We start from the raw sequence: 24654 nt of genomic DNA on the forward strand, positions 1-24654 counted from the left end.
GCCATGACTGTCCGGTCACGGGGCTTGTCCCTGCTTCCCATGTCAGACACCCAAGCCCCGATGTTTTAGCTTTTCCAGGCTGCGCGCGGCCGCACGGACTCGCCGCTGCGCGCTCCTTTTTCCCGAATTTACAGCAGGTTACCCCCATGCAATTTCGCGAGCTGATGGCTGTTATTTCCACCCATGCGATCCGCCTTCAACAGGACGATGAAGACCTGGTCATTCTGGGCAACGACGACGCGCTGGACGACGCGTTGTGGGACAGCCTCGCCAAACACAAGGCGCAGTTGCTGGAACTGGTGGCGAGCCACGGCGGCGACTGGTCGAGCCCGGCGCTGCGCATCACCCCGGACATGCTGCCGCTGGTGCAACTGGATCAGCCGGCCATCGACCGCATCGTCGCCACCGTGCCGGGCGGCGTGGCGAACGTGCAGGACATTTATCCGCTGGCGCCGTTGCAGGAGGGGCTGCTTTATCACCATCTCTCCGCGCCGGAGGGGGATCCCTACGTGTCGCAGGCGCGGTTCACGTTCGACAGTCGCGGACGGCTGGATACATTCACCGACGCGCTGCGTCGGGTGATCGGGCGCCATGACATTTTGCGCACCGCCATCCTCTGGGAGCATCTGGACGATCCCGTGCAGGTGGTCTGGCGTGAAGCCCCGCTGGTCTGTGAGGAAGTCGATTTGAATGACCGCGAGGACGTACTCGCGCAATTGCTGGCACGCCACGACCCGCAGTACTTTCGCCTCGACCTGCAACAGGCCCCGTTGTTGCGGTTGGTGTTCGCCGAGGATCCGGCCAACGACCGGGTGGTCGCATTGTTGCTGTTCCATCACATGATCATGGATCACGTCGCGCTCGATGTGGTACGCCGGGAAATTCAGGCCTACCTGTCAGGCCGCGATGCCGAAGTAGCGAGGGCGGTGCCGTTTCGCGACCACCTGGCGAGGGCACGTCTGGGCTCGGATGAGCAAGCGCACCAGGCATTTTTCCGCGAGATGCTCGGCGACATCGACGAGCCGACGCTGCCCGGTGGCTTGCACGATGTACAAGGTGGCGGTCAGGGCATCGAGGAAGTCTCGTGCATGCTCGACAGCGATCTGAGCCAGCGCCTGCGTACCCAGGCGCGACAATCAGGCGTGAGCGTGGCGAGCCTGATGCACCTGGCCATGGCACGCGTGCTGGGGCAGTTGTGCGGGCGCTCGGCGGTGGTGTTCGGCACCGTTCTGCTGGGACGGATGAACGCGGCTGACGGTGTCGAGCAAGCATTGGGGATGTTCATCAATACGCTGCCTTTGCGGGTGGATGTCGGCGGGTCGAGCGTTCATGACGGCGTGCTGGCGACGCACCGGCGTCTGACCGCGCTGCTCGCCCATGAGCAGGCGTCCCTGGCACTGGCCCAGCGTTGCAGCGCCGTGGCGGTGCCGACGCCGCTGTTCAGCGCCATGCTCAACTACCGCCACAGCAGCGTGGAGGAAGTTGCCGAGGTGATCGAGCTGTCTCCGGGGGTGCACGTGTTGGGCGCCCGCGAGCGCACCAATTACCCGTTGACGGTCAACATCGATGACCTCGGTCAGGACCTGCGCATCACGGTGCTGGCCGACGCGACGCTTGGCGCCTCCCGAATCGCCGGATACCTGCGCACGGCACTGGACAGTCTAGTCGATGCGCTGCAGAACAACCCGCAAGCCGCATTGCACAGCCTCAACATCCTGCCGCCCGCCGAGCGTGAGCACTGGTTGTATGGCGTCAATACACCGAGGGCGAGTTTTCTCGACACGCCGTTGATCCATCAGCAATTCGAAGCGCATGCGCACACCCGGCCCGAGGCAGTCGCGTTGCTGTTCGAGGGCAGGACTTACAGTTATGAGGCACTCAACCGACAGGCCAACCAGGTGGCCCATCGTTTGCTCGCCCTCGGCATTCGTCCGGATGACCGGGTAGCGATCTGCGTTGAGCGCGGCCCGCAAATGATCGTCGGCCTGCTCGGTGTGCTCAAGGCGGGCGCCGGTTATGTGCCGATCGATCCGGCTTATCCGCTGGAGCGGATCACCTTCACCCTGCAAGACAGTGCGCCGGTGGCGGTGCTGATGCAGGCAGCGACTCTGGATCGGATTGCCGGGCTATCCGTGCCGCAGATCGACCTCGATAACGACGGTTTGCAGACCGAACCTGAATTCAACCCGCAGATCCCGGACTTGAATCCGGCGCATCTGGCCTACGTGATCTACACCTCTGGCTCCACCGGGCTGCCCAAAGGGGTGATGGTCGAGCACCGCAACGTGGCACGCCTGTTTGGCGCGACCCACGATTGGTTCCGGTTCAATGCGCAAGACGTCTGGGCGTTGTTTCACTCGTTTGCCTTTGATTTCTCGGTCTGGGAAATCTGGGGCGCGCTGGCTTACGGCGGTCAGTTGCTGGTGGTGCCGCAACACATCAGCCGCTCGCCGGACGAGTGTTATGCGTTGCTCTGCCGCACGGGGGTCACCGTACTCAACCAGACGCCGAGCGCTTTCCGTCAGTTGATCGCCGCCCAGGGCCGCAGCCCGTTGCAACATTCGCTGCGCGAAGTGATTTTTGGCGGTGAAGCGCTGGAGCCAGGATCGCTCAAACCCTGGTATGCGCGGGTCGGCAACGCCGGCACCCGGCTGGTGAACATGTACGGCATCACCGAAACCACGGTGCATGTGACCTATCGACCGTTGGTGGCGGCAGACGCGCAATTGACCGCCAGCAGCCCGATCGGCGTGCGCATTCCCGACCTGCAGCTATACGTCCTCGATGCTCGGCGGGAGCCAGTGCCAGCCGGGGTGACCGGTGAGTTGTATGTGGGTGGCGCCGGGGTTGCCCGTGGTTATCTGAATCGTGAGGCGTTGACCGCCGAGCGCTTTATCGCCGATCCGTTCAGCGAGCATGCCGAAGCGCGTTTGTACAAGACCGGCGATCTGGCTCGGTGGACGGTGGAGGGCGAACTCGAATACCTGGGACGCAACGACGATCAGGTGAAAATCCGCGGTTTCCGTATCGAACTTGGCGAGATTCAGGCACGTCTTGCAGCCTGCGACGGCGTGCGCGATGCGCTGGTGATCGCCCGCGAGGACAGCCCCGGCGACACGCGTCTGGTGGTCTACTGGCTGGCCGCCGAAGGTGTCGAACCGAGCGTTGCGCAATTGCGAGATCACCTGCTGGCATCGCTGGCCGAGCATATGGTGCCGGGCGCGTTCGTGCGCCTCGATGCCTTCCCGCTGACGGCCAACGGCAAACTCGATCGCCGGGCGTTGCCGCAGCCGGACAACGAAGCCTTCGCCCGGCGGGCATTTGAAGCACCGCTCGGCGAAATCGAAACCCGCATCGCTGTGATCTGGCAGACCTTGCTCGGACTGGACCGGGTGGGCAGGCATGACAATTTCTTCGAGCTGGGCGGGCATTCGTTGCTGGCGGTGAAGCTGATCGAGCGCATGCGTCAGCAAAACATGCAGTGCGACGTCCGTGTGCTGTTCGGCCAGCCAAGCGTGGCGGCACTCGCCGCGACGCTGGGAGGGGACGCCACGATCAGCGTGCCGGCCAACCGCATCGAACCCGGTTGCACCCGCATCACCCCGGACATGCTGCCGCTGGCCACGCTGGATCAAGCGGCCATCGACCGTATCGTCGAGACCGTCGATGGCGGTATCGACAACGTGCAGGACATCTACGCCCTGGCACCGTTGCAGGCGGGAATCCTCTATCACCATCTGGCCATCGCCGACGGTGACCCGTACGTGCTGCAAGCGCAATTCGCCTTCGACGGACTGGCGCAGATCAAGGCGTTCGTTCGCGCGTTGAACAGTGTCATCGCCCGGCACGACGTCCTGCGTACCAGCGTGGTAAGGGAAAACCTTGACGAGCCAGTGCAAGTTGTTTGGCGTTCGGCGCCGCTGGCACTGGAGCGGGTGGATGCCGATCCGCAGGACGGTGATGTGTTGCAGCAAATGCAGGCGCGCTTCGATCCGCGACACTATCGCCTGGACTTGCAGCGTGCGCCGTTGATGCGCTTCGCCTACACCGAAGACCCGTTGCAAAACCGCTGGGTCGGAATCCTGCTGTTGCACCACATCGTGCTCGATCACACCGCGCTCGAGGTGTTGGTGGCCGAGATGAGCGACGCACTTGACGGGCAAGTCGGCGCGCTGCCGCCCCCCGTGCAATACCGCAACTATGTCGCTCAGGCCCGTCTCGGTTCGAATGCCCAGGCACATGAAGCGTTCTTTCGCGAGATGCTCGGCGACATCGTCGAACCGACCCTGGCGTTCGGCCTGCGAGACGTACTCGGCGATGGCACAAACATCGTGGACAGCGAACTGGCACTGGATGAGGGTCTTGCCGGGCGCCTGCGCAAACAGGCCCGCACGCTGGGCATCAGTGTTGCGAGTCTGGTGCATCAGGCCTGGGGTCAGGTACTTGCGCAGGTCTGCGGGCGCGAGGAGGTGGTATTCGGTACGGTGCTGCTGGGGCGCATGCAGGGTGGAGAGGGCGCCGACCGTTCGTTGGGTATGTTCATCAACACACTGCCGCTGCGGGTCCATGTCGGGGCAACGACGGTGGAGGCGGGTGTCAGGTCTACCCACGAGCGTCTGGCGCAACTGCTGGTGCATGAGCAGGCGCCGCTGATACTGGCTCAACGTTGCAGTGGCGTGACGGGTTCGGATCCGCTGTTCAATACCTTGCTCAACTATCGCCACAGTGCGCAACAGACGGCTACGCCGGGATGGGAAGGCATCCGGATTCTCGATTCTCGTGAGCGCAGCAACTATCCGCTGGTGGTCAGCGTCGACGACCTTGGACAGGGCTTCCGGCTTTCTGTGCAGGCAGTGCCCGAAGTGGATGGCATGCGGGTCTGCGACTACCTGCAAGCGGCATTGCACAATTTACTGAGCGCGCTGGAACAAGACCGCAATGCGCCATTGAATCAGGTGTCGATTCTGTCGGCGGCCGAACGCCAGCGCGTGCTGGTCGGTTTCAATGTTACCGGTCGCGACTTTGCCCACGGCCATGTGGTGCACCAATTGTTTGAAGCGCGAGCAGCGACCCAACCCGACGCTGTAGCAGTGGTGCAGGGCGGGCAAAGTCTGAGCTACGACGGGTTGAACCGCCGCGCCAACCGCCTGGCCCATCACCTGATCGGCCTCGGTGTGCAACCGGACGATCGCGTCGCGCTCTGCGTGCAGCGTGGTCCGCAGATGCTGGTCGGGCTGCTGGCGATTCTCAAGGCTGGCGCCGGTTATGTTCCGGTCGATCCGGCACATCCGGCAGAACGGATCACTTATCTGTTGCAGGACAGCGACCCGGTGGCGGTACTGGCACAGACAGTCACCCGCGACCTGCTGGGCGCCGTGCCGGTGATCAATCTTGACAGCGACGCCTGGCAGCACCTGCCGGACAGCAATCCACAGTTGCCGGAACTGACCCCGGCACATCTGGCCTACGTGATCTACACCTCCGGCTCCACCGGCCAGCCGAAGGGCGTGATGGTCGAACACGCGACCCTGGAAAACCTTGTCCACTGGCACACCGAAGCCTTTGACCTGCACGCCGGCAGCCACACCGCCAGCGTGGCCGGGTTCGGTTTCGATGCGATGGCCTGGGAAGTCTGGCCGGCGCTGTGCGTCGGCGCGACCCTGCACCTGCCGCCGGGATCGGTGAGCAACGAGCATCTGGACGAACTGCTCGACTGGTGGCGTGCGCAGCCGTTGCAGGTCAGTTTCCTGCCAACCCCGGTGGCCGAATATGCGTTCAGCCGTGAACTGCAACATCCGACCTTGCGCACTTTGCTGATCGGTGGTGACAAGCTGCGTCAGTTCAATCGCGAACAGAGTTTCGCGGTGATCAACAACTATGGCCCGACTGAAGCCACGGTGGTCGCCACCTCCGGCCGGGTCGAAGTCGGCCAGCCGCTGCACATCGGCCGGCCGATTGCCAACGCCAAGGTCTATTTGCTGGATGAGCAGCAACGCCCCGTGCCAGTGGGTGTGACGGGGGAGTTGTACGTCGCCGGCGCCGGCGTGGCGCGGGGTTACCTGAACCGTCCCGATCTGACCGCTGAACGCTTCCTGAATGATCCGTTCAACGAAGGACGCATGTACCGCACCGGCGACCTCGCACGCTGGCTGGCGGACGGCAACATCGAGTACCTGGGCCGCAACGACGATCAGGTGAAACTGCGCGGCGTGCGAGTTGAACTGGGGGAAATCGAAGCGGCGCTGGCCAGCCATCCGGCAGTGCAGGACGCAGTGGCGCTGGTGCGCGACGGGCAGTTGCTGGTGTGGTTCACCGAGCGTGCGCCGACCGATATCGAAACCCTGCGCAATCATCTGCAAACCCGATTGCCGCAAGCGCTGATCCCGGCGGCTTACGTGCGCCTCGACGCCTTGCCGCTGACCGCCAACGGCAAACTCGACCGCAAGGCCTTGCCGGAACCGGATCAGAACGCCTGGCTCAGCCGCGAATACGAAGCCCCGCAAGGCCCGGTGGAAACTGCGTTGGCGCAGATCTGGGCCGATGTCCTGAAGCTGGAAAAAGTCGGTCGCCACGACAACTTCTTCGAACTGGGCGGCCACTCGCTGCTGGCCGTCACCCTGATCGAACGCCTTCGCCAGATCGGCCTGAGCACCGACGTGCGCGTGCTGTTCAGCCAGCCAACTCTGGCAGCCCTGGCCGCGGCGGTGGGCAGCGGTCGCGAAATCGAAGTGCCGGCCAATCGCATTCCTGCCGACTGCACCCGCATCACTCCGGAGTTGCTGAGCCTGACCGAACTGGATCAGCCGAGCATCGACCGGATCGTTGCCACGGTGCCCGGCGGCGCCGCCAACTTGCAGGACATTTACCCGCTGGCGCCGTTGCAGGAAGGCATCCTCTATCACCACTTGAGCGCGGAGCAGGGCGATCCGTATCTGCTGCAATCATGTCTGGCCTTTGCCAGCGTCGAGCGCCTGCGCGCTTTTGCCAACGCCTTGCAAAAGGTGATTGCGCGCCACGACATCCTGCGCACCAGTCTGGTTTGGGAAGGATTGCCGAACCCGCAGCAAGTGGTATGGCGAGAAGCCGCGCTGGCGGTGCAATCGGTCGATTTGAGTCCGCTGGATGGCGATATCCTCGATCAGTTGCGCGCACGCTTCGATGCCCGGGATTATCGCCTCGACCTCGGTCAGGCACCGCTGATCCGTTTGGTGTATGCCGAAGATCCGCTGCATGACCGGGTGGCAGGCGTGCTGTTGTTTCATCACGTCGTGCTGGATCACACCGCGCTGGAGGTGGTTCGCCGGGAAATGCAGTTGTATCTGCCGGGGCAGGTTGAGTCTTTGCCGCCTGCCGCGCCCTACCGCAACTACGTCCATCAGGCTCGCCAAGGCATCAGCGAGGAAGAACACGAAAGCTTCTTTCGCGAGATGCTCGGTGATATTGACGAGCCGACCCTGCCATTCGGATTGCAGGACGTACAGGGCGACGGCCGCAACATCGAGGAGCATTCGCTGGCGCTGCCGGTGGAATTGAATCGGCACCTGCGCAGCCAGGCACGGCAATACGGGGTCAGCGTCGCGAGCCTGTTTCATCTCGCCTGGGCACGGGTGCTGGCGGCGACCTCCGGACGCCGGGACGTCGTGTTCGGCACGGTGCTGCTGGGCCGCATGCAAGGCGGTGAGGGCGCGGATCGGGCATTGGGGATGTTCATCAACACCTTGCCGCTGCGCGTGGAGGTTGCCGGGCAAAGTGTGAGCGAAGCGGTTCGAACGGTTCATGAGCGGTTGGCGGCTTTACTGGGACATGAGCATGCGTCGCTGGCACTGGCTCAGCGTTGCAGCGCCGTGGCCGCCCCTTTGCCGCTGTTCAGCGCGGTACTCAACTATCGGCATGGCGGCCACGACGCTGCGCGAGAGCCTGTTGATCCGGTCTGGCAAGGCATCGAATTCCTGGCCCAGGACGGGCGCACGAATTATCCGCTGACCCTGAGCATCAACGACCGGGGTGATGGCTTCAATCTGTCGGTGCTGACCCCGGATCATGTGGGGGCGCAGCGGGTCTGCGAGCTGATGCACACCGCTCTGACGGAGCTGGCGACAGCGTTGGCTGACAACCCCGGACAGGCCTTTGAACGTCTCAACGTCCTGTCCGCGGCGGCGCGCGAGCAGCTGCTTGGCGACTTCAATGCGAGCTCCGCCGTTTACCCGTCAGCGCAAGGTGCTCATCATCTGTTCGAAGCGCAGGTTGCGCGCACGCCGGATGCCGTGGCGGTTCAGGCGGGCACGCAGCGCCTGACTTTCTGGCAATTGAACCAGCGCGCCAATCGCCTGGCCCATCATCTGCAGGGGATGGGTGTTACCACCGATACGCGAGTGGCGATCTGTCTCAAACGCAGCCCGGAAATGCTGGTCGGTTTGCTGGCGATCCTCAAGGCCGGCGCCGCCTATGTACCGGTCGACCCGGCTTATCCACCCGAGCGAATCGCTTACATGCTGGCCGACAGTGCGCCGAGGGTGGTACTGGTTCGCAACGTCGATTTGCCGAATCAGTCGGGCGTGCCGGTGATCGATCTCGCCCATGAAACCTGGTCAGGCCTGTCGGTTGCTGATCCGCAGGTCGCCGATTTTACGCCGGACAACCTGGCCTATGTGATCTACACCTCGGGCTCCACCGGCCAGCCGAAGGGCGTGATGGTCGAACACGCGACCCTGGAAAATCTCGTGCACTGGCACGCCGAAGCCTTTGACCTGCACGCCGGCAGCCACACCGCCAGCGTGGCCGGGTTCGGTTTCGATGCGATGGCGTGGGAAGTCTGGCCGGCGCTGTGCGTCGGCGCGACGTTGCACCTGCCGCCGGAATCGGTGAGCAACGAGCACCTGGACGAACTGCTCGACTGGTGGCGGGCGCAGCCGTTGCAAGTGAGCTTTTTGCCGACTCCGGTGGCCGAATATGCGTTCAGCCGCGAACTGCAACATCCGACCCTGCGCACCTTGCTGATCGGCGGCGACAAGCTGCGTCAGTTCAATCGCGAGCAGACCTTCTCGGTGATCAACAACTACGGTCCGACCGAGGCTACGGTGGTCGCCACGTCCGGGCCGGTCGAAGTCGGCCAACCGCTGCACATCGGCCGGCCGATGGCCAACGCCCGAATCTATCTGCTCGATGACCAGCAACGTCCGGTGCCCGTGGGTGTGACGGGCGAGTTGTACGTCGCCGGCGCCGGCGTGGCGCGGGGTTACCTGAACCGTCCCGATCTGACCGCTGAACGCTTCCTGAATGATCCGTTCAACGAAGGACGCATGTACCGCACCGGCGACCTCGCACGCTGGCTGGCGGACGGCAACATCGAGTACCTGGGCCGCAACGACGATCAGGTGAAACTGCGCGGCGTGCGAGTTGAACTGGGGGAAATCGAAGCGGCGCTGGCCAGCCATCCGGCAGTGCAGGACGCAGTGGCGCTGGTGCGCGACGGGCAGTTGCTGGTGTGGTTCACCGAGCGAGCGCCGACTGATATCGAAGCTCTGCGCAATCATCTGCAAACCCGGTTGCCGCAAGCGCTGATCCCGGCGGCTTACGTGCGCCTCGACACCTTGCCGCTGACCGCCAACGGCAAACTCGACCGCAAGGCCTTGCCGGAACCGGATCAAAGCGCCTGGCTCAGCCGCGAGTACGAGGCCCCGCGAGGGCCGGTGGAAACCGCGCTGGCACAGATCTGGGCCGATGTCCTGAAGCTGGAAAAAGTCGGTCGCCACGACAACTTCTTCGAACTGGGCGGCCATTCGCTGCTGGCCGTCACCCTGATCGAACGCCTGCGCCAGATTGGTCTGAGCACTGACGTGCGTGTGCTGTTCAGCCAGCCAACGCTGGCTGCACTGGCTGCGGCGGTGGGCAGCGGTCGCGAAATCGAAGTGCCGGCCAACCGCATTGCTGCCGACTGCACCCGCATCACTCCGGAGTTGCTGAGCCTGACCGAGCTGGATCAGTCGAGCATCGACCGGATCGTTGCCACAGTGCCCGGCGGCGCCGTCAACGTGCAGGACATTTATCCGCTCGCGCCGTTGCAGGAAGGCATTCTTTACCACCACTTGAGCGCCGAACAGGGCGACCCGTATCTGCTGCAATCGCGGCTGGCCTTCGACAGCATCGAGCGTGTGGAAGCGTTCGCGACGGCGCTGCGTCAGGTCATTTCCCGTCACGACATCCTGCGTACAGCGGTGATCTGGCAGAAATTGGCCGAGCCAATGCAAGTGGTCTGGCGTCACGCAGATCTGCCTGTGCAGGAGATCGTGCTTGATCCGGCGGATGGCGACATCCTCGAGCAATTGCACGGGCGTTTCGATGCCCGTCACTACCGCCTCGACATCAGCCAGGCACCGTTGCTGCGTCTGGTGTATGCCCGTGATCCGGCCCACGACCGGGTGGTCGCGATGCTGCTGTTCCACCATGTGGTGATGGATCACACCGCGCTGGACGTGGTGCAGCACGAAATGCTCGCCTGCCTGCAAGGGCACGAAGCTTCGCTGGGCGCGGCGGTGCCTTACCGCAACTACGTAGCGCAGGCGCGGCTGGGTGTCAGCGAGCAGGAGCACGAAGCGTTCTTCTGCGACATGCTCGGCGACATCGACGAGCCGACCTTGCCGTTCGGTTTGCAGGATGTGCAAGGTGACGGTAGCGACATCGAGGAAACGCGACAGGCCCTGACCGAAGCGACCGGCCAGCGTCTGCGCAGCCTCGCACGGCAATTGGGCATCAGCGTGGCCAGCCTGTTCCACCTTGCGTGGGCACAGGTGCTGGCGGCGACGTCCGGGCAGGAGCGGGTGGTGTTCGGCACGGTGCTGATGGGCCGGATGCAGGGCGGCGAGGGGGCCGACCGGGCGTTGGGGATGTTCATCAACACCTTGCCGCTGCGGGTCGATCTGGGGGCAACCCCGGTGCGCGAAGGGGCTCGGGCGACGCATGCGAGACTCAGCGCATTGCTCGGCCATGAGCACGCGTCACTAGCACTGGCCCAGCGTTGCAGCGGCGTGGCCGCGCCGTCGCCGCTGTTCAGTTCGATGCTCAACTACCGGCACAGCGCTGATGAAGCTCAACAGCAAAACCTTCGTCAGGCCTGGCAAGGCATCGAGACCCTGAGCAGCGAAGAACGCACCAACTATCCATTGAGTCTGGGCGTCGATGATCTGGGCAGCGGTTTTGTGCTCACCGCCATGACCCCGGCGAGCATCGGTTCGCAGCGGATCTGCGACTACATGCAGACCGCGCTGGAGACACTGGCGGAGGCTCTGGAACAGGCACCGGATCAGCCGCTGAACCGCTTGCCGATCCTTGACGGCGCAGAACGTCAGCGGGTGCTTTACGACCTCAATGTCACCGGCACTGACGACAATCTGGAGCAAACCGTTCACGGGCTGTTCGAGGCGCAAGTGCAACGCACGCCGCAAGCCGTTGCTTTGCAGGCTGGTGAGCAGCGGCTGACTTACGCCGAACTCAACGCACAGGCCAACCGTCTGGCCCATCACCTGCGCGAGCTGGGCGTGGGGCCGGATTCTCGGGTGGCAATCTGCGTCGAGCGCGGGCTGGAACTGATGGTCGGTCTGCTCGGCATTCTCAAGGCTGGCGGCGCCTATGTGCCGCTGGATCCGGCGTACCCGGCAGAACGTCTGGATTACATGCTCAAGGACAGCGCGCCGATAGCGGTGCTGGTGCACGGGGCGACGCGTGAGTTGCTGGGCGAGAGCACTGCGCTGGTGATCGATCTGGATCAGACTCACTGGACATTCAATCCGGACGACAACCCGCAAGTGCCGGGCCTGAGTGCTTCGAACCTGGCCTACGTGATTTACACCTCCGGTTCGACCGGTGCGCCGAAAGGCGTGATGGTCGAGCATCGCGGCGTCGGCAATTTGCTGCACTGGAGTTCTCAGCTGTGTCCTGCCGTGACGGACGGCGCCCTGTTGCAGAAAACCCCGTTCAGTTTCGATGCCTCGGTCTGGGAGCTGTTCTGGCCGTTGAGCGCCGGTTTGCGTCTGGTGCTGGCGCGTCCTGACGGGCACCGCGAGCCGGCGTATCTGGCGCAGGTGATTCGCGAGCAGCGGATCAGCGTGATCCAGTTTGTGCCGGTGCTGTTGCAACAGTTCCTCGAGCAGGACGATGTCAGCCAGTGCAGCAGTCTCACCGACGTGTTCTGTGGCGGTGGCGACCTGACGCCGGCGCTGGCCCGCCTTGTGCGCGAGCGTTTGCCGCAAGTGCGCTTGCACAACGTTTACGGCCCGACTGAAGCCACGGTCGACAGCACGGTGTGGACGCTGGAGCCGTCGATGCCGGTGCCGGACAGCGCGTTGCCGATCGGGCGGCCGATCAACAACACTCGTCTGTACGTACTCGACGCCGCCGAACGGCCGGTGCCGATGGGCGTCATCGGTCAATTGTTCATTGGTGGTGCCGGGGTTGCGCGGGGTTATCTGGGGTTGCCGCAGTTGATGGCTGAACGGTTTATCCCGAGCCCGTTCGTTGCCGGCGATCGGCTGTACGCCACGGGCGACCGGGTGCGCTACCGCGCCGATGGCCAGCTCGAATTCATCGGGCGCAACGACTTCCAGGTCAAGCTGCGTGGCTTGCGTCTGGAACCGGGTGAGATCGAAGCGCAACTGTTGAGCCATCCAGCCTTGCGAGAAGCCGTGGTGCTGGTGCGTGAGGAGCGTCTGGTGGCGTACTTCACCTGGCACGCCGAAGCCGGGCAACCGGGGATCGAGGCGTTGCGCGAACACTTGCTCGCACGCTTGCCCGATTACATGGTGCCGTCGGCATTCGTCGCGCTCGACAGCCTGCCGCTGAGCCCTAATGGCAAGGTCGATCGCAAGGCGCTGCCCGCACCGGATTCGGCTGCAGTCAGCATTCGCGAATACGAAGCGCCGGTCGGCGAGATGGAAATCCTCCTCGCGCGACTGTGGTGTGAATTGCTCAAAGTCGAGCGCGTCGGGCGACAAGACCATTTCTTTGAGCTGGGTGGGCATTCGTTGCTGGCGGTCAGTCTGATCGGGCGCCTGCAACAGGAAGGTATCGAAGCCGATGTCCGGACGTTGTTCGAGCAACCGACTCTGGCTGGTTACGCGGCTATCACGGAAAGAATGGAGATCGTCCTGTGAACCTGAATGAACTGTTGGCGACGCTGAAGACAAAAGACATCCAGTTGGCAATCACGGACGGACAATTACGGGTCAATGGCAACAAGCAGGCCCTGAGTGAACAGGCCTTGCTGGCCGCATTGCGCGAGCACAAACCGGCATTGATCGAGCTGATCGAGGCGGGCGGTTACTCGCCCGCACGGGAAGGGCAGATTGCAGTGCCGGTCAATGGCATTTCACCGGGCACAACACGGGTTACCCCGGCGATGCTGACAATGGTTGACCTGAGCCAGGACACCCTCGATCAAATTGTCGCGCAGATCCCTGGCGGCGGCGCCAATGTCCAGGACATCTATCCGCTGACGCCGTTGCAGGAGGGCATCCTCTACCACCACGCGAGCGCTGCACAGGGTGATCCGTATGTGATGCAGGCGAAATTCGCGTTCAGCGGACCTGAGCGATTCGGGGCATTCGTCCAGGCCCTGCAGACCGTCATCGAACGCCACGACATTCTGCGCACCGCCATCGTCTGGGAAGGACTGGATACGCCGGTGCAAGTGGTCCTGCGACGTGTCGGGTTACCTGTGGAAGAAGTGCAGCTCGATGTGGCTCAAGGCGATGTTCTGGAGCAGTTGCATGCGCGATTCGACGCCCGGCATTTTCGTCTCGACGTGACACGTGCGCCGCTATTGCAGCTGGCCCATGCCCGGGATGCAAAGACCGGGCGTATCGTCGCGATGTTGCTGTTTCATCACATGGCGATGGATCACTCGGCGCTGGCGGTGGTCAGCGAAGAAATGCAGGCTTGCCTGTCAGGGCAGAGCGCCAGACTGGGAGCGCCCGTACCGTTTCGCAATTATGTCGCCCAGGCGCGGCTTGGCATCAGCGAGTCGGAGCACGAGGCGTTTTTCCGCGAGATGCTGGGTGACATCGACGAACCGACGTTGCCGTTCGGCCTGCAAGGCGTGCATGGCGACGGCAGCGACATCGAAGAATGCAATGTGCCACTTGACCCACTGCTGGGGCAGCGCCTGCGAGCCAGTGCCCGTTCGCTCGGCGTGAGTGTCGCGAGTCTGTTCCACCTTGGCTGGGGGCAGGTCCTGAATGCACTCACCGGCAAGTCTCCTGTCGTGTTCGGTACTGTGCTGATGGGGCGGATGCAAGGCGCGGAATCTACCGATCGCGCGCTCGGCATTTTCATCAACACCTTGCCGCTACGGGTCGAGGTCAGCGCGCTGGCAGCAAGCGAGTCGGTGAAGGCCACACAGGCACGTCTGACGAGCCTGATGCGCCATGAGCACGCACCACTGGCGCTGGCCCAGCGCTGCAGCGGGGTGGTCGGGTCATCGCCGCTGTTCAGTTCGCTGCTCAATTATCGGCACAGCACCTCGAGTGCCAATGCCAGTGCCGAGGCGCTTTCGGCCTGGGAGGGGATCAGCGTCCTGCATGCGGAGGAACGCACCAATTACCCGCTGACCTTGAGCATCGATGACTTTGGCGATCACTTCAGCCTGACGCTGCTGGCCAGCCGTGAGGTCGAGGCGCAGCGGATCTGCGGCTATATGGTGTGTGCCATGGAAAACCTGTTGCAGGCGCTGGCGCTCGCGGCGGATACGCCGCTGAGTCAACTGTCGGTGTTGCCCGCCCCGGAGCGCGAACAGCTGTTGACGGGGTTCAACGCCAGCGATGTCGAATACCCTCGCGGACAGACGATTCATCAACGCTTCGAGGCGCAGGTCGTCGCGCGACCGCAAGCGCTGGCGGCGGTGCACCTGGACAAGCAACTGACGTTCCACGAACTGAACCGCCAGGCCAACCGTCTGGCGCATCGCTTGATCGATCTGGGTGTGCAGCCGGATGACCGGGTCGCAGTCGTCGCCCGGCGAGGACTGGATACTCTGGCCGGATTGCTCGCAGTCCTCAAGGCAGGCGCCGGGTATGTGCCGATCGACCCCGCGCATCCGGCCGAACGCCTGAACTATCTGCTGAGTGATTGCGCACCGGTGGCGATCTTGACTTCACGTGACCTCCTTGCACGGCTGCCGACGCAGGAGCTGCCGGTGATCGATCTCGACCCGCGCACCTGGCGCTCAGGCAATGACGCAAACCCCGTGGTACCGGGTCTGTCCGAGGCGAACCTGGCTTACGTGATCTACACCTCGGGCTCCACCGGTTTGCCCAAGGGCGTGATGGTCGAACACCAGACACTGGCCAATCTGGTCGACTGGCACAGCAACGCGTTTGACCTGTGTGCCGGCCGCCATACGTCGAGTCTGGCCGGGTTCGGCTTCGACGCGATGGCCTGGGAAATCTGGCCATCGCTGTCCGTCGGCGCGACCCTGCACCTGGCGCCTGCGCAGGACGGCGGCGAAGACGTCGACGGGCTGCTGGCCTGGTGGTGCGCGCAACCGCTGGACGTGAGTTTCCTGCCGACGCCCGTCGCCGAATACGCCTTCAGCCGGCATCTCGAGCACCCGACATTGCGTACCCTGCTGATCGGCGGCGACCGCTTGCGTCAGTTTTCGCGCAATCAGCATTTCGATGTGATCAACAACTATGGCCCTACCGAAGCCACCGTAGTCGCCACGTCCGGACGGATCGAGGCGGGGGAGGCGCTGCACATCGGCAAACCGGTGAGCAATACCTCGGTGTACCTGCTCGACGACCAACAGCGTCCGGTGCCGATCGGCGTATCCGGCGAGCTGTATATCGGTGGCGCAGGCGTGGCGCGCGGTTACTTGAACCGTGCGCAACTGACCGCCGAACGCTTTCTGCCGGACCCCTTCAGTGAACGACCGAATGCGCGTATGTATCGCACTGGCGACCTAGCTCGCTGGCGCCCGGACGGGACGATCGACTATCTGGGGCGCAACGATGATCAAGTGAAAATCCGCGGCATGCGCATCGAATTGGGGGAAATCGAAAGCCGCCTGCATCAGCTTCCCGGCCTTCAGGAAGTGGTTGTCCTGGCTCGTGAAGACGAGCCAGGACAACCACGGCTGGTGGCCTATTTCACCGAGCAGGCCCAGGTGCAGCCACTGGCGGTAGCGCAGCTGCGCGAGCATTTGCTGGGCCAGTTGCCCGAATACATGGTGCCGGTCGCGTTCGTCAGGCTCGACAGCTTGCCGTTGACCGCCAATGGCAAGCTCGATCGCAAGGCCTTGCCGTTACCGGAGCGCACGGCCCTGCTCACACACGAATACGAGGCGCCACAAGGCGAACTGGAGTGCACACTGGCGCAGATCTGGGCCGAGGTTCTGCAGGTCGAACGGATAGGGCGTCAGGATCATTTCTTTGAGTTGGGCGGCCATTCGTTGCTGGCCATGCGCATGGTCGCGCAGGTGCGTCAGCGACTGGGTGTAGAGCTTGCGCTCGGCGAGTTGTTCGCCAATGCCGAACTGGCGTCGGTGGCGCAGTCGCTGACCCTGGCCGGACGCTCTACGCAGCCGCCGATCCTGCCGGTGCCACGGGAAGGCGCATTGCCGCTGTCGTTTTCCCAGCAGCGCTTCTGGTTTCTGGCGCAGATGGAAGGTGCCAACACGGCTTACAACATTCCGATCGGCCTGCGTTTGCGCGGTGTGCTCGACGCCGATGCGCTGCAGCGGGCGCTGGCCCGGATTGTCGCCCGGCACGAAAGCCTGCGCAGCCGCTTCGCTCCCAGCAATGGCGAAGCCCAGGTGCTGATTACCCCGCCCGACAGCGGTGTGCTGCTGCGTGTCGAAGACTTGCGCCAGCACCCGCTGGCCGACGAAGCCTTGCAGGCACTGATTCAGGGGGAGGCCTCAGGCCCGTTCGACCTGCAGGACGATCCGTTGATTCGCGGGCGACTGGTCCGTCTGGCCGACGATCACCATGTGCTGCTGATCACCTTGCATCACATCATTTCCGACGGTTGGTCGATGGAGGTGCTGACCCGCGAGCTGATGGCGTTGTATCAGGCTTTCAGTCAGGGGTTGGCGGACCCTTTGCCGCCGCTGGCATTGCAATACACCGACTATGCCGTCTGGCAGCGACGCTGGCTGAGCGGGGAGGTATTGCAGCGCCAGAGCGAATACTGGCAACGTACGCTGGCCGACGCGCCTGCCTTGCTGACGTTGCCTGCCGACCGACCGCGGCCGGCGCAACAGGATTACGCAGGCAGCAGCGTCGAAGTGTGCCTGGACGAGCGCTTGAGCGCCGGGCTCAAAGCCTTGAGCCAGCGCCATGGCGTGACGCTGTACATGACGATGCTGAGCGCGTGGGCGATGCTGCTCGGTCGTTTGGCCGGGCAATCGGACGTCGTGGTCGGCTCGCCGGTGGCCAACCGTCAGCGGGCCGAAATCGAGGGACTGATCGGGTTGTTCGTCAATACCCTGGCATTACGCATTGATACCTCCGGTGAGCTGAGCGTCGAAGCGTTGCTGGCGCGGGTCAAGGCGCTGACCCTGCAGGCCCAGGATCATCAGGACCTGCCCTTCGAGCAAGTGGTGGAAATCGCCCGACCGGCCCGCAGCCTGGCCCACAGCCCGCTGTTCCAGACCATGTTCAACTGGCGCAACAGCGACGGACCGGTGTTGGCGCTGGGGGATCTGACCCTGGAAGCGGTGGCCGAGCCGAGTCACTTCGCCAAGTTTGATCTGACCCTGACCCTGGGGGAGTCGCCCAACGGGATAAGTGGCTGGATGGAGTACGCCACAGCGCTCTTCGATGAGGCGACGGCACGGCGTTATGTCGGTTACTTCAAGCGTTTGTTGCAGGCCATGGTCAACAACGACCAGGCAGTGCTGGAACACGCGCAGATAATCGAGGATCAGGAACGCACGCAGTTGCTCGACGAATTCAACGCCAGCGCGCGGAACACTCCGCAAATACTGACCGTGCACCGTTTATTCGAGATGCAGGCTGCCAAAGATTCGCAAGCCGTCGCGGCGGTGCACGGAATGCAGGCGTTGAGTTACGCAGAATTGAACCGCCGCGCCAACGGCCTGGCTCATCACCTCATCGCCCAGGGTGTGCAGCCCGGCGATCATGTGGCGATCCTGTTGCCTCGCTCGCTGGAGTTGTTGGTCGCACAGTTGGCGATCATCAAGTGTGCGGCGGCCTATGTGCCGCTGGACATCAATGCACCCGCCGAGCGTCAGGCATTCATGGTGCAGGATTGTCAGGCGGTCGCGCTGTTGACCGGCAGCGATCAGGCCATCGAGTACCCGGTACGGCGAATGGATCTGGATACCCTGGCGCTTGCCGGGAGTCCTTCGCACAACCCGGATCTACCTCAGTCCTCGGAGGCGCTGGCGTACATCATGTACACCTCGGGCTCCACGGGCACCCCGAAGGGGGTCATGGTGCCGCATCGCGGAATTACCCGCCTTGTGATCGATTGCGGCTACGCCGATTTCAACCCGAGTGACCGGGTGGCATTCGCTTCGAACCCGGCGTTCGATGCGAGCACCATGGATATCTGGGGCGCCCTGCTCAACGGTGGCCAGGTGGCCGTGATCGATCATGCGACCTTGCTCGACCCGCAGGCATTCGGTCGGGAGCTTGATCGGTGCGGGGCGACGATCCTCTTTGTCACCACCGCGTTGTTCAATCAGTACGTGCAATTGATTCCCGAGGCGCTAAAAAGGCTGCGCATCCTGCTGTGCGGTGGGGAGCGTGGCGATCCGGCGGCGTTTCGAAAGCTGCTCGCCGAAGCGCCGGACCTGCGCCTGGTGCATTGTTATGGCCCGACCGAAACCACGACGTACGCCACCACCTTCGAAGTGCGTGAGGTGGCGCCGGATGCGGACAGTGTTTCGATTGGCGGCCCCATCGGCAATACCCGCGTGTATGTGCTGGATAACCGGCAACAACCGGTGCCGTTCGGCGTCACCGGTGAGTTGTACATCGGTGGTCAGGGTGTTGCGCTGGGTTATCTGAATCGACCTCAACTGAGTGCCGAGAAATTCCTCCGGGATCCGTTCAGCGACAATCCGCAAGCCTTGATGTATCGCACGGGTGACCTGGTGCGCTGGCAGGCGCCGGGGCGACTGGAATGCATCGGCCGCAACGATGACCAAGTGAAGATTCGCGGCTTCCGGATCGAGCTCGGAGAAATCGAAAACCGCCTGTTGAGTTGTCCGGGAGTCAAGGAAGCGGTGGTCCTGGCCCGACGCGACGAGCAGGCGCCAACGCGGCTGGTGGCCTATTACACCGCGCACGATTCGGAATTGCAGAGCGCTACTCTGCGCGCGCTGCTGCAAGCAAGGTTACCGGAGTACATGGTGCCGACCGCCTGGGTGGCGATGGCGAGCCTGCCGCTGAACAACAACGGCAAGTTCGATCGCAAAGCCCTGCCGGCGCCGACACACCAAGCGCTAGTCATGCGTGACTATGAAGCGCCGGCCAATCCTCTTGAGGAATCACTGGCCGGGCTATGGGCTGAAGTGTTGCAAGTCGGGCGGGTAGGGCGCCATGACAACTTCTTCGAACTGGGCGGGCATTCGCTGCTGGCGGTGCGGCTCGTCGATCTGATGCAAAAGGCCGACATGCCGGTTTCGTTGGCCGAGCTGTTCCAGCATCCCACTGTCGAGGGGACTGCCACGCTGCTGTGCCAGCGCAGTGACGCTGTGCCGCTCCATGACGGCGTGGTCGTGGTGCGTGCAAGTGACCAGGGAACGCCGTTGTTCCTGGTGCATGAGTTCAGTGGTCGTGACCTGTATTTCCCGGCGCTGGGCATGCACATCGGCGGTGAGTTCCCGATTTACGGCTTGCCGGGAATCGATTCCGGTATGACGCAACTGCGTACCATGGAATGCCTGGCAACCCGACTGGTCGAGGTGATCCGCGTCAGACAACCCCACGGCCCCTATCGGCTTGCCGGCTGGTCGTTCGGTGGCGTGCTGGCTTATGAAATCGCGGCGCAACTGCTCGGGATGGACGAGTCAGTGGCGTTCGTCGGGCTGATCGATACTTACGTGCCACGCCTGGCCGATCCGAACAAGGCGCAGTGGAACGATGTACATGTGCACAAGCGCCAATTGCTTTTGCATTGCACGGCGCATTGGGCCGGGCACGAGACACAGGGGCAGCAAGCACTGGCGCGTCTGGCCGTGTTGCAGACCGAACTTGAGCAGTGGGCGTTCGCCGATTTGTTCAACCATTGTCACGAGCAGCAGTTGCTCAGACCCGAGCTCGCGGCTGTCTCGCCGGAGGATGCCTGGCATTACCTCGACCGTGAAGTGGCCCACGGGCATGCGTTGGCGCATTACCGGATCAACCCGATCCGTCTGCCGTTGCATCTGCTGCGTGCCATGGAGCGTTCGGCGCCAATGTCGCGACTCAGCCTCACCCGCGGTTGGGCTGAAGAATTGCCAGGTGTGGAGCTGAACTGCATCGACGTACCAGGTGACCACCAGAGCATGATGAAAGCACCCCACGTTCAGGCATTGGGGCAGGCACTGACTCAGGCGTTGGAAACGGCAATTGCTCCAGTGCCACCGGCTTATCAGCCGATCCTGACGATTCAGACCGGTCACTCCGGGCATGCGCCGATTTTCTGTGTGCCGGGGGCTGGCGACAGTGTCACCGGGTTCCTCCACCTGACCGAGGCACTGGGGCCGGAGTGGCCGATTCATGGGTTGCAACCCCGAGGCCTCGACGGCGCGACGGTGCCGCACAGCCGGGTCGAAAGCGCCGCCACGTTCTACTTGCGGGCGCTTGAGCAGTTGTATCCGCAAGGACCGGTGCATCTGATCGGACATTCGTTCGGCGGCTGGGTGGCCTACGCCATGGCGGCGCAGTTGCAGGCCTTAGGGCGCGAAGTGGCGTCCCTGACCCTGATCGACAGCGAATCACCGGGCGGCAACAGCGTCGTGGGCAAGCCTTACACCACAACGGCGGCGTTGTTGCGGCTGATCGAGTCGCTGCAACTGTCCAGCGGCAAGTCTCTGGGCATCGATGCGCTGGACTTTGCCGAAGCCGACGACACCACGCAAATGCGCCTGCTGCATGACGGGATGGTGCGCGCGGGTGTGCTGTCCGAACGTGCGTCAGTCGATGCGATGCAGGGGCCGGTGCGCACCTTCGCCACCGCGCTGCGCACGGTCTATCGATCGACTCTGGCCTACACCGGGCCGGTGCGTCTGGCGCTGGTGGACGACCCGACGCTGGACGCCTCGGGCAATCAGCGCGAACAGGCGGCGATGCTCGAAGGCTGGCAGCGCGAGGCCAGGGATCTGACTGTGTGGTACGGCCCCGGGAATCACTTCACGATTCTCAAGGCACCCAACGTCTTCAGTCTCGCGGCGTGGTGGCATGACGGGCTGACGGTGGCGGCGGATCAAGTGTTGTCCTGAGTGAAGTCTTTATCCTGGAACCCGGCCGCTGGCCGGGCTCAACCCTGAACGGAATCGTGGTCATTTATGGAACAGTCGAAGTTGCGCAAAGTCGGTCTGGGAGTCGCGTTGACGCTGGTGGCCGGGTTGGTGTTCTACACGGTGCAGGCGCCGGCCGAGGCACCGCAATACCTGACCGCCACGGTCGAACGCGCTGACATTGAAAACGCAGTGTTGGCCACCGGTTTGCTGGAGGGCATCAAGCAGGTGGACGTCGGTGCCCAGGTTTCGGGCCAGTTGAAGTCGCTCAAGGTCAAGGTCGGCGACAAGGTCAAGAAGGGCCAGTGGCTGGCGGAAATCGACCCTCTGGTGCTGCAGAACACCCTGCGTCAGGCACAGGTCGATGAGGAGAATCTGCAAGCCCAGCGCCGGGCGACTCAGGCTCAGCTGCGCCAGACCAAGGCGATCTACGAGCGCTATCAGAACCTGCAGGAGGACGCCTCGATCTCGCGGCAGGATTTCGAAACCGCGCAATCGAACTACGAAGTGCAGCAGGCCAACCTGTTGTCGCTGGACGCGCAGATCAAGAGTGCGCATATCCAGATCGACACCGCCAAGGTCAATCTGGCCTACACGCGAATCGTCGCGCCCATCGACGGCGACGTGGTGGGCATCGTGACTCAGGAAGGCCAGACCGTGATCGCCAACCAACTGGCGCCGATCCTGCTCAAACTGGCGGACCTGGACACCATGACCGTCAAGGCTCAGGTGTCGGAGGCCGACGTCATTCACATCGCGCCGGGGCAGGAGGTGTATTTCACCATTCTCGGCGAGGACAAGCGTTATTACGGCAAGCTGCGCGGTACCGAGCCTGCGCCGCAGAACTTCCTCGAAACCCCGCCCGCCGGCACGCCGAAGCAGAACACGGCGGTGTTCTACAACGCGTTGTTCGAAGTACCGAACCCCGATCATCGTCTGCGTATTTCCATGACGGCTCAGGTGCGGGTGGTGCTCGACACCGCCAAATCGGTGCTGACGATTCCGGTCGCGGCGCTGGGTCCGCGCAACAACGACGGCAGTTTCCCGGTGCGGGTGTTGGACGCCAAGGGCCAGGCGCAGTCGCGCAATGTGCAGACCGGGATCAATAACAACGTCAAGGTGCAGGTCAACGACGGTCTGGCCGAAGGTGACCGGGTGGTGATCGGTGATCCGGTGACGAAAGTGGCAGGGGCATGAGCATGACCGAACCTCTGCTGCAACTGACCGGCATCAGCCGCAGTTTCACTGCGGGCGACCGTGAATTTCTGGCGCTTAAGAACATCAACCTGACGATCCACGCCGGGGAAATGGTGGCGATCATCGGCGCCTCGGGCTCCGGCAAATCGACCTTGATGAACATTCTCGGCTGCCTAGATTACGCCACGGCCGGCAGCTACAAGATCAATGGCCGGGAAACCCGGGATCTGGACAATCAGGCGCTGGCCGAACTGCGTCGTGACTATTTCGGCTTCATCTTCCAGCGCTACCACTTGCTGCCGCATCTGAGTGCTATGCACAACGTCGAGATGCCGGCGATCTACGCCGGCACGCCGGAGCCACAACGGCATGCGCGGGCCCGTGAATTGTTGGCGCGCCTTGGGCTGGAAGGGCATCTGACGCATCGCCCGAGCCAGCTATCGGGCGGTCAGCAGCAGCGGGTGAGTATCGCCCGGGCGCTGATGAACGGCGGCGAAGTGATTCTCGCGGACGAGCCCACCGGCGCCCTCGATACCACCAGCGGCAAGGAGGTGATGCGGATTCTGCTGGAGCTGCACGCGGCCGGGCACACGGTGATTCTGGTGACTCACGACCCCAAGGTCGCGGCCAACGCCGAGCGCATCATCGAAGTCAGCGACGGCGAAATCCTCAGCGACCGGCGTAACGAGCGCGACACCACGGCACTGACCAATGAGGACGCGGTGCCCAAGTCCACGGCAGCGCGGCGTCTGGTGGCCAGCCTCGGGTTGTTCAAGGAAGCGTTCAACATGGCCTGGGTCGCGCTGATCTCCCATCGGATGCGCACCTTGCTGACCATGCTCGGGATCGTTATCGGTATCACCTCGGTGGTGTCGATCTCGGCCATCGGCGAAGGGGCCAAGCGCTATGTGCTCAAGGACATTCAGGCCATCGGCAGCAACACCATCGATATCTATTCCGGCACCAGTTTCGGCGACAGCCGCTCGGCGGCCATCGAAACCCTGGTGCCGGCGGATGTGGCCGCGCTCAATCAGCTGTATTACGTCGACAGCGCCACGCCGGTGGTCGGGCGCAATCTGTTGCTGCGCTATCGCAACATTGACCTCGATGCCCAGGTCAACGGCGTCAGCGATCTGTACTTTCAGGTGCGCGGAATCAAGATGGAGTCGGGCATTGCATTCAGCGAAAGCGATGCCCGGCGCCAGGCGCAGGTGGTGGTGATCGATCACAACACCCGCCATCGATTGTTCGGCGAAGGAGTCGATCCGCTGGGGCAGGTGATCCTGATCGGCAACCTGCCGTGCACCGTGATTGGCGTGGCGGCGGAGAACAAGAACATCTTCTCGTCGAGCAAGTCGCTCAACGTATGGGTGCCCTATGAAACCGCAGCCGGGCGGCTGTTGGGCCAGCGTTACCTGGACAGCATCAGCGTGCGGATCAAGGACGGCCAGCCGAGCAAGGTGGTGGAAGACAACGTCAACAAACTGATGCTGCAGCGTCACGGCACCAAGGACTTCTTTACCAACAACCTCGACAGCGTGATGCAGACCGTGCAGAAAACCAGCCGCTCACTGGCCTTGTTGCTGTCGCTGATTGCGGTGATTTCGCTGGTGGTCGGCGGCATCGGCGTGATGAATATCATGCTGGTATCAGTCACCGAACGTACCCGCGAGATCGGTATTCGTATGGCGGTGGGGGCGCGGCAGTCGGACATCCGTCAGCAGTTTCTGGTGGAGGCGGTGATGGTCTGTCTGCTCGGCGGGGCCATCGGTATTTCGTTGAGTTACGCCATCGGTCATCTGTTCTCGTTGTTCATCAAGGAGTGGGAAATGGTGTTCTCGCTGACCTCGGTGCTCACGGCGGTGATCTGTTCGACGCTGATCGGCATCGTGTTCGGCTTCGTGCCGGCACGCAATGCGTCGCGGCTCGACCCGATCGAGGCATTGGCGCGCGACTGAAAGGTGGATATGAAAAAACCGCCGTCCCTGGCAGGGCGG

The 24654-nt window shown here is 63.2% G+C and carries 4 protein-coding genes; all 4 read left to right on the forward strand.

Annotated features, from left to right (window positions below):
• The first annotated feature begins 146 nt into the window (after window positions 1-146).
• The 4 genes from K5E37_RS03070 (at window position 147) to K5E37_RS03085 (ending at window position 24615) form a co-directional block, all read left to right on the forward strand.
• Complete coding sequence (locus tag K5E37_RS03070; RefSeq protein ID WP_221533116.1) at window positions 147-13145, forward strand: non-ribosomal peptide synthetase; 12999 nt, start codon at window positions 147-149, stop codon at window positions 13143-13145.
• Window positions 13142-21442, forward strand: coding sequence for a non-ribosomal peptide synthetase (locus K5E37_RS03075; RefSeq protein ID WP_221533117.1), 8301 nt, complete (start codon window positions 13142-13144; stop codon window positions 21440-21442). The genes K5E37_RS03070 and K5E37_RS03075 overlap by 4 nt, the downstream gene beginning before the upstream one ends.
• 66 nt (window positions 21443-21508) lie before the next feature.
• A complete protein-coding gene (gene macA, locus K5E37_RS03080; protein ID WP_085608936.1) occupies window positions 21509-22657 on the forward strand; it encodes a macrolide transporter subunit MacA in 1149 nt (382 codons plus the stop codon).
• Between the two features lie 2 nt (window positions 22658-22659).
• Entirely contained in the window at window positions 22660-24615 is a 1956-nt protein-coding gene (locus K5E37_RS03085; RefSeq protein WP_221533118.1) for a MacB family efflux pump subunit, read from the forward strand.
• The last annotated feature ends 39 nt before the right edge of the window (window positions 24616-24654 follow it).

This window comes from Pseudomonas sp. RIT778 (assembly GCF_019718735.1).
In the GTDB taxonomy this organism is placed as follows: domain Bacteria; phylum Pseudomonadota; class Gammaproteobacteria; order Pseudomonadales; family Pseudomonadaceae; genus Aquipseudomonas; species Aquipseudomonas aphyarum.

Bases quoted from the DNA above. Each gene is read 5' to 3' on its own strand.
- macA (WP_085608936.1), top strand. From the start codon at position 21,509: ATGGAACAGTCGAAGTTGCGCAAAGTCGGTCTGGGAGTCGCGTTGACG.
- K5E37_RS03085 (WP_221533118.1), top strand. From the start codon at position 22,660: ATGACCGAACCTCTGCTGCAACTGACCGGCATCAGCCGCAGTTTCACT.
- K5E37_RS03070 (WP_221533116.1), top strand. From the start codon at position 147: ATGCAATTTCGCGAGCTGATGGCTGTTATTTCCACCCATGCGATCCGC.